The sequence below is a fragment of the Streptomyces sp. NPDC085946 genome, assembly GCF_044540485.1.
Classification (GTDB): Bacteria; Actinomycetota; Actinomycetes; order Streptomycetales; family Streptomycetaceae; genus Streptomyces.
On sequence record NZ_JBITSF010000001.1, the window covers coordinates 756,695 to 769,068 of the forward strand.

13 protein-coding genes are annotated in these 12,374 nt (G+C 73.6%); 3 read left to right on the top strand and 10 right to left on the bottom strand.

Annotated features, from left to right (window positions below):
* Window positions 1-426 precede the first annotated feature (426 nt).
* The 3 genes from ACIF8T_RS03365 to ACIF8T_RS03375 all read right to left on the bottom strand — a co-directional run bounded on the left by ACIF8T_RS03365 (window position 427) and on the right by ACIF8T_RS03375 (window position 2,619).
* Window positions 427-1,125 (bottom strand): hypothetical protein, encoded by a 699-nt coding sequence (locus ACIF8T_RS03365; protein WP_400030616.1) that lies wholly within the window; start codon window positions 1,123-1,125, stop codon window positions 427-429.
* Between the two features lie 127 nt (window positions 1,126-1,252).
* A complete protein-coding gene (locus ACIF8T_RS03370; RefSeq protein WP_400030618.1) occupies window positions 1,253-1,942 on the bottom strand; it encodes a hypothetical protein in 690 nt (229 codons plus the stop codon).
* Between the two features lie 317 nt (window positions 1,943-2,259).
* Window positions 2,260-2,619: an arsenate reductase family protein gene (locus ACIF8T_RS03375; RefSeq protein ID WP_400030619.1), complete on the bottom strand. Its 360-nt coding sequence runs from the start codon at window positions 2,617-2,619 to the stop codon at window positions 2,260-2,262.
* A 184-nt stretch (window positions 2,620-2,803) separates the two neighbouring features.
* Here ACIF8T_RS03375 and ACIF8T_RS03380 point away from each other — a divergent pair, with 184 nt between their 5' ends.
* Window positions 2,804-3,118, top strand: a complete 315-nt coding sequence (locus ACIF8T_RS03380) for a hypothetical protein (RefSeq protein WP_400030621.1) — start codon at window positions 2,804-2,806, stop codon at window positions 3,116-3,118.
* Window positions 3,119-3,342: 224 nt separating this feature from the next.
* Here the strand turns inward: ACIF8T_RS03380 and ACIF8T_RS03385 are convergent, their stop codons facing one another.
* Both ACIF8T_RS03385 and glnA read right to left on the bottom strand, forming a co-directional pair.
* Complete coding sequence (locus tag ACIF8T_RS03385) at window positions 3,343-3,633, bottom strand: hypothetical protein (RefSeq protein WP_400030623.1); 291 nt, start codon at window positions 3,631-3,633, stop codon at window positions 3,343-3,345.
* A gap of 141 nt (window positions 3,634-3,774) precedes the next feature.
* Entirely contained in the window at window positions 3,775-5,184 is a 1,410-nt protein-coding gene (gene glnA, locus ACIF8T_RS03390) for a type I glutamate--ammonia ligase (protein WP_400030625.1), read from the bottom strand.
* Between the two features lie 209 nt (window positions 5,185-5,393).
* Here glnA and ACIF8T_RS03395 point away from each other — a divergent pair, with 209 nt between their 5' ends.
* The gene (locus tag ACIF8T_RS03395) at window positions 5,394-5,861 is read left to right on the top strand and encodes an RDD family protein (RefSeq protein ID WP_400030627.1); all 468 of its coding nucleotides are present in this window, start codon (window positions 5,394-5,396) and stop codon (window positions 5,859-5,861) included.
* Between the two features lie 141 nt (window positions 5,862-6,002).
* On the opposite strand, the gene ACIF8T_RS03400 is transcribed toward ACIF8T_RS03395, so the two are convergent.
* The 4 genes from ACIF8T_RS03400 to lipB all read right to left on the bottom strand — a co-directional run bounded on the left by ACIF8T_RS03400 (window position 6,003) and on the right by lipB (window position 9,131).
* Window positions 6,003-6,704, bottom strand: coding sequence for a DUF4191 domain-containing protein (locus tag ACIF8T_RS03400; protein WP_400030629.1), 702 nt, complete (start codon window positions 6,702-6,704; stop codon window positions 6,003-6,005).
* Between the two features lie 69 nt (window positions 6,705-6,773).
* On the bottom strand, window positions 6,774-6,974 hold the full coding sequence (locus ACIF8T_RS03405) for a hypothetical protein (protein WP_400030631.1): 201 nt from the start codon (window positions 6,972-6,974) through the stop codon (window positions 6,774-6,776).
* Between the two features lie 273 nt (window positions 6,975-7,247).
* On the bottom strand, window positions 7,248-8,213 hold the full coding sequence (gene lipA / locus ACIF8T_RS03410; RefSeq protein ID WP_400030633.1) for a lipoyl synthase: 966 nt from the start codon (window positions 8,211-8,213) through the stop codon (window positions 7,248-7,250).
* A gap of 120 nt (window positions 8,214-8,333) precedes the next feature.
* The gene (gene lipB, locus ACIF8T_RS03415; RefSeq protein ID WP_400030635.1) at window positions 8,334-9,131 is read right to left on the bottom strand and encodes a lipoyl(octanoyl) transferase LipB; all 798 of its coding nucleotides are present in this window, start codon (window positions 9,129-9,131) and stop codon (window positions 8,334-8,336) included.
* Window positions 9,132-9,408: 277 nt separating this feature from the next.
* Here lipB and ACIF8T_RS03420 point away from each other — a divergent pair, with 277 nt between their 5' ends.
* Complete coding sequence (locus tag ACIF8T_RS03420) at window positions 9,409-10,893, top strand: regulator (RefSeq protein ID WP_400030637.1); 1,485 nt, start codon at window positions 9,409-9,411, stop codon at window positions 10,891-10,893.
* Window positions 10,894-10,924: 31 nt separating this feature from the next.
* Here the strand turns inward: ACIF8T_RS03420 and ACIF8T_RS03425 are convergent, their stop codons facing one another.
* Window positions 10,925-12,331 carry an NAD(P)/FAD-dependent oxidoreductase gene (locus ACIF8T_RS03425; RefSeq protein WP_400030639.1) on the bottom strand — a complete coding sequence of 469 codons (1,407 nt, stop codon included), beginning with the start codon at window positions 12,329-12,331 and terminating at the stop codon, window positions 10,925-10,927.
* Window positions 12,332-12,374: the final 43 nt, after the last annotated feature.

Here is a 12,374-nt window from a genome sequence, read left to right on the forward strand (position 1 = left end):
CACTGGGGCGCCGCGGTGGATGCCGGGCAGCCTGTCAACAGGCGATTTCCCGGCCATTGCCCGTATGTGAACCCCGTGTTACCTGGTGGTTCTGTGGCGCGGCTCACGCGGTGAGGGCGCAGGTGGTGCGCGCCGCGGCACGGAAGCCGGCCCGGAGGCGTGCCCGTGCGGGGGCGGAGGCACCGGTGCGGCGGGTCGTATGCGAGGGGACGGGGGCGCGGGCCGGGAGGAGGCGCCCGTGCCCCGGCCCTCGCCGCGTCGCCCCTGGTGAGGGCCGGTGCGCGCCGGACGGCCCGGCCGGGGGTGCCCGTGCGCGCCGCGGCGGCCCGGACACGGCGCTCCCGCCTCCCCGCCCCCGGGCGGGGGCAGCAGGACACGGGCGCCGTGCCGGGCCGCCGTCTCAGCGGTCTCCCGGCGGTCCGGGCGTCACCCCACCTTCTCGATCAGCGCCCGGCGGATCAGGAACTTGCCGGGCTCGCGGACCTGCTCGAAGGCCGCGTTGTTGAGCAGGGCGCAACTGCCCGAGACGGAGGTGATCTCCACCGTCGTGGACTTGCCGTTGTCCAGGTTGGTGACCTTCAGCTTCGTGCCCACGGGGAACTGGTTGCTGGAGGCGGCCGGGGCGCCGCCCTCGCCGGAGAGGGTGACCGTGGAGCCGTTGCAGACCTGCCGGCCGGAGGCCGCGGCACCGCCGCCGTCACCCGGAGCGGCGGACTGCGAGGGCTGCGCGGACTGCTGCGCGCCGCCGTTCCCGGCCTGCTGGCCGGCACCCTGGCCCTGGCCGCCCTGCCCCGGCTGCGCGGTCTGGGAGCCCTGAGCCGACTCCCCGACGACGCACCCGGACGCCTTCTGCTGGACCTTGATCTGCTCGATGACCGCCTCGCGGTTGGCGATCCGCGCCTGGGACTGCGCGTCCGGGGCGGCCCGCTGGTCCTCGATGAACCGCTGGTTGTTGCCGAGCGCGGTGGCGAGCCCCTGGCAGACGGTCGACTCGGCGGCCGCCTTGGGGGTCGGCGCGGCGTTGGAGGTGCTCGCCATGACGAAGGCACCGCCTCCCGCCACGGCCGCCGCGCTCACCAGCAGGGCGAGCTTCTTCTGCACACTGAGGGTTCTCCTACGCGACATGCGCGCCTCCTGAAGAGGTGGGGGAGGGTACGCCGCTATGTACGAGATACCGAACGGGCTGACTCAGCGGTCGCCGGGATCGGCGAAGTAACCTGCGTCACAGGGGAGTTGTCCCTCCCGGCCGGGCTCAGGCCCGCGGTTCGCCCTGTTCGTACGCCGCCACCCCGTCGGAGACGTGCCGGAGCAGGTCCTCCGTCTGCCGGGTGAGCTGCGCCTCCCGCGTCTCGGCGCCGTCGCCCCACTGGCCGTTGGCGAAGACCACGGACCGCACGGTCATCAGCCGCCGGAAGACGCCCGCCGAACCCGGCGGCACCGTCGGCAGCCCCGCCTCCGGCGGCGGGTCGAGGGAGACGACCTGGTACGTCACCGGGTCCATGGACGCCATGGCGAACACCCGGGAGGCGTCCTCGACGCGCCGGAAGCTCAGCACGGTGACCGTCACCTGCGAGCGCCGGTCCACGTCCGTGAACAGGGCCGCGGTCAGGCGCAGGCACGCGTCGCTCTGCTCGATCAGCTCGGCGAGCTGCGGGGACATGCCGCGGGCGCAGTCGGGGGTGGTGGCCAGGTCGACGCGGGCGTACCGGGAGCCGTCCTCCAGCCGCACGTGCTGCCCCGGGAACGCCTGCTCCGGGCGGATGACCGGGCGGGCGAGCAGCGAGGGCAGGGCGCTCGGCGCGCCGGACGGGAGGGCGGCCTCGACCGAGGGGACGGCCGCGCCGCCCGGACCGGCGCCGGTGGGCGGGGCGGCGGCCGGGCCGGCGCCGTCGTCCGCGCCCGCGTACAGCGCGGTGCCGGCGGCGAGGGCGACGACGAGCACGCCGCCCGCCGCCACGGCCCCCGCGCGCCGGGCCCGGCGCCGCCCGGGTGTGCCGTGCGGCTCCGTCCGCGCCGGGGCGGGGGGTCCGAAGGGCCCGTGGGGCGCGAACGGCCCGTGCGGTGCGGGCGGTCCGTGCCACGCGGGCGGTCCGGGAGGCCCGGCCTGCCCGGAAGGACCGGGCTGCCCGGGGGGCCAGGACGGCGTGTGGGGGCTGGGCGGCCCGGAGGGCCCGTGCGGCATTCCTTGATCGCCGAAGGTCATGGCCGCGGAGGGTAACACCGCGCACCGCCCCGGCACCCGCCGCCGGACAAGCCCCGCTAACGGGACAGAGCCTCCCGTACCGCCTCGTCGGTGCGGGCCACCACCGCCGTGCCGTCGTCCGCGGTGATGATCGGCCGCTGGATCAGCTTCGGGTGCTCGGCCAGCGCCGTGATCCAGCGCTCGCGCGACGCCTCGTCACGCGGCCACTCCTTCAGGCCGAGTTCCTTGGCGGCGGCCTCCTGGGTGCGCGTGATGTCCCACGGTTCGAGGCCGAGGCGCTCCAGCACCTCGCGGATCTCGTCCGCGCTCGGCACGTCCTCCAGGTAGCGGCGGACGGTGTAGTCGGCGCCCTCGGCGTCCAGCAGGGTCAGCGCGCTGCGGCACTTGGAACAGGCCGGGTTGATCCAGATCTCCATGCCGCCCACGGTACGCCCGGAGCCCCGGAAACCCGTCTCCCACCTGCGTCACAGCACCCCCGAAAACCCTTGTGGCCAGGGGCTTTTGTCAGTGCCGGACAGTAGAATGGAAGCAGTGTTCGAGGGCAGCACCGGGGTCGCCGAGGTCCCCGGTGGATGCCCTGACCGCGACAGGAGGATGCCTGTGCCCGCTGCCGCACTCAAGCCGAAGCCGCTGCCCACCCAGTCCACCGCGAAGCGTCCCGTCCTGCTCGACCAGCCGTACGCCCCCGTGGAGAAGCGGCCGCTGCCGCCGGGCCGTCCGCGCGAGTGGTACGTCACCCACAACCGCCGTCTGAAGGCCATGCGCCTCGCCATCGCCCTGCTCGACTCCGGCGTCTACGTGCCGAACCAGGCGCGCAACGAGACGATCCGGAGCACGGCGGAGACGATCGGCGTGCACCCGCCGTCGGACACGACGTGCCACATGGTGCGCGCGCTGATGCGGTACGCGCGCTGAGCCGCCCGCCGGGCCCCGTGCCACGGGACCCGGCACCCACGTCGCCACCGCCCGGGGTCCCGCCCGGCCCGCCGTTCCAGCGGCGATCGTAGGACGCACGGCACGGGCCGGTCGCCTCCATTACCGACCGGCGCGACCGGGCCGGAGCGCTCCAAGGGCTGTCTGACCCTTCCCGTCGTCACCCGGAGGGCGTCGCGAGACAGGCGGGAATGGTCAGACAGACCCTAGTAGGGCGGCCGGATGTCGAGGCAGCCCAGCAGCACGATCAGCGCGGCCAGGCAGGTCAGCACCAGGGCCGTCGACCTCCACGGCGACCGGCGGCCGGACCCCGGGCGGCGCGACCGGCTGAGGCGGGACCCCGTGTGCTCCGGTGCGGCCCGGAACGGCACCGGCCCCGGCGGCCGGTCCTTCCAGCGCGCGGCGAGCATCCGGGCCCGGGCGGACGGCTCCTTGTGCGCGGCCTCGTCCGCCCACCGCAGGTCGAACTCCCGCTCGTCGTCGTCCCGTCCGGACATCCCCGTGACCCCTTTCGAACAGCCGTCCCCACCCCATGATGCTCGCCCGCGGCGGGCGGGGGGGAAGCGGATCGGGCCCACACGGCGGCGGGGCCGCCCCCCTGATGGGAGGCGGCCCCGGAACGCGGTGAGCCGGTTCGGTCACACGTCGAAGTAGAGCTCGAACTCGTGCGGGTGCGGACGCAGCTGCAGCGGAGCGATCTCGTTCGTGCGCTTGTAGTCGATCCACGTCTCGATCAGGTCGGACGTGAACACGTCGCCCTGGAGGAGGAACTCGTGGTCGGCCTCGAGGGAGTCGAGGACCGCGCCGAGGGAGGTCGGGACCTGCGGGACGCCCGCGTGCTCCTCGGGAGCCAGCTCGTACAGGTCCTTGTCGATCGGCTCGGCCGGCTCGATCTTGTTCTTGATGCCGTCCAGGCCCGCGAGGAGCAGGGCCGAGAAGGCGAGGTACGGGTTGCCGGAGGAGTCGGGCGCGCGGAACTCGACGCGCTTGGCCTTCGGGTTCGAGCCGGTGATCGGGATGCGCATGGCCGCGGAGCGGTTGCGCTGCGAGTACACCAGGTTCACCGGCGCCTCGAAGCCCGGCACCAGGCGGTGGTACGAGTTCACCGTCGGGTTGGTGAAGGCCAGCAGCGACGGGGCGTGCTTGAGGATGCCGCCGATGTAGTACCGGGCGGTGTCCGACAGGCCGGCGTAGCCCTGCTCGTCGTAGAACAGCGGGTCGCCGTTGCTCCACAGCGACTGGTGGACGTGCATGCCCGAGCCGTTGTCACCGAAGATCGGCTTCGGCATGAAGGTCGCGGTCTTGCCGTTGCGCCAGGCGACGTTCTTCACGATGTACTTGAAGAGCTGGAGGTCGTCGGCGGCGGCGAGCAGCGTGTTGAACTTGTAGTTGATCTCCGCCTGGCCGGCGGTGCCCACCTCGTGGTGCTGGCGCTCGACCTGCAGGCCGGCCTTCTCCAGCTCCAGGGAGATCTCGGCGCGCAGGTCGGCGAAGTGGTCGACCGGCGGGGCCGGGAAGTAGCCGCCCTTGTAGCGGACCTTGTAACCCCGGTTGTCCTCCAGGGCACCGGTGTTCCAGGCGCCGGCCTCGGAGTCGATGTGGTAGAACGACTCGTTCTCCGACGTCTTGAAGCGCACGCTGTCGAAGACGTAGAACTCGGCCTCGGGGCCGAAGAACGCGGTGTCGGCGATACCGGTGGAGGCGAGGTAGGCCTCGGCCTTCTTCGCCACGTTCCGCGGGTCACGGGAGTACTGCTCGCCGGTGATCGGGTCGTGGATGAAGAAGTTGATGTTGACCGTCTTGTCCCGGCGGAACGGGTCGACCCGCGCGGTGGACAGGTCGGCGCGCAGCGACATGTCGGACTCGTGGATGGCCTGGAAGCCGCGGATCGACGATCCGTCGAAGGCGAGCTCCTCGTCCGGGTCGAACGCCGTGGCCGGGATCGTGAAGTGCTGCATCACGCCCGGCAGGTCGCAGAAGCGGACATCGATGAACTTGACGTCCTCGTCCGCGATGAACTTCTTGGCCTCGTCGGCGTTCTGGAACATCCAGCTCCTCCTACTCCCGACCGTCCCGCCGGGGTGGTAATCGTTCGTGCGGCCAGTGCGGGTGGCACACGCTGACTCCGACCCTAGGGACGGGTGATTTCTCGGGCGTGACCCATTTGTTTCGCACAAGTTAACCGGCCCACCTCCCACGGTAGCCCCGACGCACCCCGGCGTCCCCCGGGCATGAGGGGGCGCAGTACCGTGGACGGGTGGACAACAGGCAAGCAATCGGATCGTGGCTCTCCGGACCGCGCGCGGCCATCGAGGACGCCGGTGCCGACCTCGGGTACCGCGGTGAGCGGCTGGGTCTGCCGGAGGAGGGACCGGGCTCCATCGCCCGCCCCGGCCGCCGGCTCGGGGCGCTCGCCGTCGACTGGGGCCTGTGCCTCTTGATCGCATACGGTCTCCTCACGCACGGCTACGACCAGGCGACCAGCAACTGGGCGCTGCTCATCTTCTTCGTGCTGAGCGTGCTCACCGTCGGCACGGTCGGCTTCACGCCCGGCAAGCGCCTGTTCGGCCTGCGGGTGCTCGCCGTCGACACCGGCCGCGTGAACCCGCTGCGCGCCCTGCTCCGCTCGGTCCTGCTGTGCCTCGCCGTCCCGGCGCTGATCTGGGACCGCGACGGCCGCGGCCTGCACGACCGGCTGGCCCGCACGGTCGAGGTCCGCATGTAGCTCCTCTCCCGCGGGGCGCGGCGAATCTCCACGGCGCACGGCGGCTCCCGCAGGACACGGCGACTCCCGCCAGGACATGACGAAGGGGCGCCCGGAGTGATCCGGGCGCCCCTTCGTCATGTCCTGCGGCGGTGCGGGCCGTCAGCGGGCCCGCGGTCCGCCCTTCGGCAGCTTCATGCCCTTCGGCATCGGCCCCTTCGGCAGCGGCATGTTGCTCATCAGGTCGCCCAGGGCGCGCAGCCGGTCGTTGGTCGCGGTGACCTGCGGGCCGGTGAGGACGCGGGGGAGCTTCAGCATGGTGGTGCGGAGCTTCTTCAGCTCCACCTGGCCCTCGCCGGTCCCCACGATCAGGTCGTGCACCGGGACGTCGGCGACGATCCGGTTCATCTTCTTCTTCTCGGCGGCGAGCAGGGACTTCACCCGGTTCGGGTTGCCCTCGGCGACCAGCACGATGCCGGCCTTGCCGACCGCGCGGTGCACCACGTCCTGGTTGCGGTTCATCGCCACCGCGGGGGTGGTCGTCCAGCCCCGGCCGATGTTGTCGAGCACCGCCGCGGCGGCGCCCGGCTGGCCCTCCATCTGCCCGAAGGCCGCCCGCTCGGCCCGGCGCCCGAAGACGATCGCCGTCGCGAGGAAGGCGAGCAGCAGGCCCAGGATGCCGAGATAGATGGGGTGACCGATCAAGAAACCGATCGCGAGGAAGACACCGAAGGTGACGATTCCGACAGCCGCGAGCACAAGACCGATCTTCTTGTCGGCCCTGCGGGTCATCTTGTAGGTCAGAGCGATCTGCTTCAGTCGCCCGGGGTTCGCAGCGTCCGCTGCGGTTTCCTTCCTCGCCATGCCACGAAGTCTACGTGGCCCCGCGGGCGCCGACGACGGCAGTGCCCGCGCGGGCCGCCCGGGGGCGGGTCAGGGACGGACCGACAGGGTCTGGTCGAGGACGCGCTGCGCCTCGACCCGGTCCTTGGCGCGGCGGCGGTCCTCCAGCACGGAGGTCCAGGCGTTGCGGCGGGCGGTGCGCTGGCCGCTGCTCATCAGCAGCGACTCGACGGCGCGCAGTGCGGTGGTGAAGGACGGGATCGCGGTGGCGCGAACCGGCGCGGCCTGCATGGTGGAGGTCCCCCCTCGGTTACGGCGGGTACGGGTACGTGGCGTGATGCCAGGGTCACTGACTGGTGTTACCAGGGCGTGACCGACCGGTCAAACGCCCATGAAACCCGGGTGCGCGGCCGGGGAACGCCGACGCGGCCCTGACGTACGCCCTCATCTGCGAGGACGGTCAGGACCGCGTCGTATCGGTCGCTACCGGCGAGTAGGTGCTTGTGCGCGAATTCACACGCATGCCCTAATCGCCGACGGGGTACCAGGACGGGTTGCCCCGGCTCAGACGGCCTGGGCCGCCACGTACGTACCGCGCTTCTCGACGGCCATCTGGTACAGGCGCCCGGCGCGGTACGAGGAGCGCACCAGCGGGCCGGACATCACACCGGAGAAGCCGATCTGCTCGGCCTCCTCCTTCAGCTCCACGAACTCCTGCGGCTTGACCCAGCGCTCCACCGGGTGGTGGCGCACGGACGGGCGCAGGTACTGCGTGATGGTCACCAGCTCGCAGCCGGCCTCGTGCAGCTGCTTCAGCGCCTCGCTGACCTCCTCGCGGGTCTCGCCCATGCCGAGGATCAGGTTGGACTTGGTGACCAGGCCGAAGTCGCGGGCCTCGGTGATGACCTTCAGGGAGCGCTCGTAGCGGAAGCCGGGGCGGATGCGCTTGAAGATCCGGGGGACGGTCTCGACGTTGTGCGCGAAGACCTCCGGGCGGGCGGAGAAGACCTCCGCGAGCTGCTCGGGGACCGCGTTGAAGTCCGGGGCCAGCAGCTCGACCTTGGTCCGGCCGCCCTCGCGGCCCGCGGTCTGCTGGTGGATCTGGCGCACGGTCTCGGCGTACAGCCAGGCACCGCCGTCCGCCAGGTCGTCGCGGGCGACGCCGGTGATCGTGGCGTAGTTCAGGTCCATGGTGACCACGGACTCGCCCACGCGGCGCGGCTCGTCGCGGTCGAGGGCCTCGGGCTTGCCGGTGTCGATCTGGCAGAAGTCGCAGCGCCGGGTGCACTGGTCGCCGCCGATGAGGAAGGTCGCCTCGCGGTCCTCCCAGCACTCGTAGATGTTCGGGCAGCCGGCTTCCTGGCAGACCGTGTGCAGCCCCTCGCTCTTGACGAGGCTCTGCATCTTGGAGTACTCGGGACCCATTTTCGCCCGGGTCTTGATCCACTCGGGCTTGCGCTCGATGGGGGTCTGGCTGTTGCGGACCTCCAGGCGCAGCATCTTGCGTCCGTCGGGTGCGACTGCGGACACGTCGGCTCCCTACTTCGATTCTTCGGCGTACACCAGAGTACGCCCGTGGTGTGTACGGCCCTGCGCGTGGGCCAACCCCCGGCCGTGGGGGTGCATTCCCCCCCCCCCGGGGCGCCGGGCCTAGGCGGGGGCCGCCTCGATCTCCCGCGGCTTGAGCTCCGCGTTCTCCAGGACGTCCCGCAGGTGCCGCTCGACCACCGGCAGCACCTCCTCGATCGTGACGTCCCGGCCGAGCTCGCCCGCCAGCGAGGTCACGCCCGCGTCGCGGATGCCGCACGGGATGATCCGGTCGAACCAGGAGTTGTCCGGGTTCACGTTCAGCGCGAAGCCGTGCATGGTGACGCCCTTGGCCACGCGGATGCCGATCGCGGCGATCTTGCGGTCCTCGCGGCGCTGGCCCGCGTTGGAGGGCGCGTACTCCGGGCCGTTCAGGCGCGGGTCGAACTCGTCGTCGTGCAGCCGGGGGTCGAAGTCCAGCGACAGGCCGCCGAGCGCGGGGCGCTGCTCGACCGGGTCGCCCAGCACCCACACGCCGCTGCGGCCCTCGACCCGGGTGGTCTCCAGGCCGAACTCCGCCAGGGTGCGGATGAGGGCCTCTTCCAGGCGGCGGACGTGGGCCACGACGTCCACCGGGCGCGGGAGCTTCTGGATGGGGTAGCCCACCAGCTGGCCGGGGCCGTGCCAGGTGATCTTGCCGCCGCGGTCGACGTCGATGACCGGGGTGCCGTCCAGCGGGCGTTCGCTGTCCGCGGTGCGCCGGCCGGCCGTGTAGACCGGGGGGTGCTCGACGAGCAGGACCGTGTCGGGCACCTCGTCGGCGAACCGCGCCGCGTGCACCCGGCGCTGCTCGTCCCAGGCCGCCTGGTAGTCCACGGCCTCGGCACCGAAACCCATGCGGACGAACCGCAACTCACTCACGGCAAGCGCCTCCCTAGAAGGTCGTAAGGCGCGTAGCGCGCCCACGCCACTGTACGACCGGTCCCGGGCCGCCCGTCCTCCGGCGGTCGCCCCGCCTTCGGCCGGCCGTCCCCGTCAGCCTTGCGGTCAATCCTCACACGATCGGATGAATGCCTGCGGAAGTGTGCGACCAGGTGCTCACTCTCCGCTACATTCGCGCCGTCCGCGAGATCAAAAGGGCTGCTCACAGGCGCTCCGGGCACCTCGCAAGCACGGAAGGCAGGAGACCGCACCGCAGATGACGGAACGACCCGCGCAGCGCACCCCCAACCGCCAGCTCGCCGCGCTCATCGCAGAAGCGGGGTTCTCCAACGCGGGACTCGCCCGTCGGGTGGACCAGCTCGGTCTCGAACACGGCCTGGACCTGAGATACGACAAGACCTCCGTCACCCGCTGGCTGCGCGGGCAGCAGCCCAGGGGCACCACACCGGCGCTGATCGCCGAGGTCTTCACCCGCCGCCTCGGCCGCCGCCTGACCGCGCAGGACCTCGGCCTGGACGCCTGCGCCCCCGTCTACGCGGGCCTGGAGTTCGCCGCCACGCCCGAGGAGGCCGTCGACATCGTCAGCGGCCTGTGGCGCAAGGACTCCGGCAGCCACGCCGAACTGCGCAAGATCGCCTTCACCCCGGCGGGGCTCGTCGTGCCCAGCCGGGACTGGCTGATCGGCCGCCCCGACGACAAGGTGGCCCGCGGCGAGCCGGCCCTCACCCGCGTCCCCGCGCAGGGCCGCCCCGCCGTCCGGCCCGCGCCCGCGGCGCCGGCCGAGGGCGCGGTGCCGCTCCCGCCCCGCCCCCGCGGCCACACCGACCGCGCCCCCGGCCAGAAGGTCACCGGCGGCGACATCGCCGCCCTGCGCTCGGTCGGGGAGCTCTTCCGCACCCTCGACGACGCCTACGGCGGCGGCCACGCCCGGCAGGCCCTGGTGCGCTACCTGGAGCACGAGTGCGAGCCGATGCTGCGCGGCACCTACGGCGAGCAGACCGGCCGCCGGCTCTTCGCGGCCGCCTCCGACCTGACCCGGCTCGCGGGCTGGACGTCGTACGACATCGCCGCGCACGGGCTCGCCCAGCGGTACTTCGTGCAGGCGCTCCGGCTCGCCCAGGCCGCCGGGGACCGGGCGTACGGCGCGTACGTGCTGGTCACCATGAGCCGGCAGGCCGTCTACCTTGGCCACGGGCGGGAGGCCGTGCAGCTCGCCCGGGTGGCCCAGCAGGGCGTCGGGACCTCCGTGCCGCCGGTCGCGCAGGCGCTGCTGCACGCCGCCGAGGCGCGCGGGCACGGGGTGCTCGGCGAGGTGCGGGCGTGCACCGCCGCGCTGGTCCGCGCCGAGCGCGCCCTGGAGACCGCGCGGCCGGGCGACGACGTGCCGCACTGGGCACGGTTCTTCGACGAGGCGCAGCTCGCCGACGAGTTCGGGCACTGCCACCGTGACCTCCAGCAGTTCCGCGCCGCCGCCCAGCACGCGGAACGCTCCCTGCAGCTGCGCGCCCCCTCCTACGCCCGCAGCCGCCTGTTCTGCCGGGTCGTCCTCGCCACCGCCCGCCTCGGCCTCGGCGAACTCGACCAGGCCTGCCAGCTGGCCGCCGAGGCGGCCGGGCAGGCGGCGGAGATGCGGTCGGTCCGGGCGGTGGAGTACGTCCGCGACTTCGAGCGCCGCCTGGAGCCGTACAAGGACGCGGCACCGGTGCGCAGTTACCGCGAGAAGGTCGCGGCCCTGAACTGACGGGCGGGGGCCGGGCCGTCCGGCGGGGGCCTCAGGCGGCCCTCGGGACGCTGGGGAGCGGGTCGGACAGGTGCCGGGAGCCGGTCGTGCCCAGGTCGGCCAGGATCGCGGCCGAGGCGCGGTGGCCCGAGTGCAGCGCGCCGTGCACCGTGCTGGTGTCGCGGTGGTCGCCGCACACGTACAGGCCCGCCATCAGCCGTACCGGGCGGCGCGGGTCGTGCGGCGGGCGCATGGCCGGGACGGCCTCGGCGGTGTGGTGCACGGCCAGGGTCTCCCAGCGTGCGGTCGAGGTGCCGTACAGGCGGGCCAGGTGCCGGCGCACGGCGGTGTCGACGTCGGGCGGCGGCGGGCCGAGGACGGTCGACGAGACCAGGGCGCGGCCCGCGGGGGCGCGGGACGGGTCGACGCGGCTGACCACCGCCGTGTGCGCCACCGGTCCGCCCCGGTCCGCGTCGAGCAGCAGGGCCGCCCCGGTCGCCGGCGGGTCGTCCGTGGTGTGGTGCACGACCGTCACCGGGTGGAAGTCCGGGACCCGCAGGCCGGGCAGCAGCTCGGCGGCGGCCCGCGCGTCCGTCGCCAGGAGCACCGCACGGCAGTGGATCTCGCCGTGCTCGGCGGTGCTCACCGCGGTGGTGGAGACGGCGGTGACCCGGACCCCGGTGCGCACCGTGCCCGGCGGCAGCGTGCGCGCCAGCAGCTCCGGCAGGGCCCCCGCGCCGCCCTCCGGCAGGCACAGCCGCCCGCCCGCGAAGGCGCGCAGCGCCAGGTCGGCGCAGCGGCTGGAGGTGGTGAGGTCCGGGTCGCACAGCAGCGCGGCGAGCAGCGGGCGCAGGAAGCCGTCGACGGTGCGGGCGGGCAGCCCGCGGGCCGCCAGGGCCTGCCCGGCGGGCAGCTCCGGGCGGGCCATCAGCCGGTCGACGGGCGTGCCCGCCAGCCGGGTCAGCGCGGCGCCCAGCCGGGCCTGGTCCAGGCCGGTGCCCAGCGGGGCCCCGGACCGGCTCCTGGGCACGGAGACCGGCCGCCCCGGCACGGCCGCCGGCCCCCGGGCCGCCCGTGTCGCGGCCGCCGGCCGCGGGGCGCCGGCCAGGGCCCGCACCGCGTGCAGTGCGCCCCGCGAGCCCGTCCGCGCGCCCGCCCGGTGGTGGCGGCCGCCGCTGTGCAGCAGCACGCCGGGCGCGAAGGCGCGCAGCGCGAGCCCGCCGAGCGCGGGCGTCAGCCGGGGACCGGGACAGAACGCCGACGGCGCCGTCAGCAGCCGCCCGATCCGGTCGAGCCGGAAGCCGTCGACCTCCTCGGTCGCCATCCGGCCGCCCACGCCCTGGGCGGCCTCCAGTACCACGGTCGTCACTCCAGCGCTGGTCAGCCGGTGCGCCGCCGAGAGTCCGGCGACCCCGGCCCCCACCACGACGACGTCGGCCTGATACGCGGGCTCAAGCACGTGCCCCTCCTCGAGGTTGTGCCGGCGCTGGAGACGTGATGCC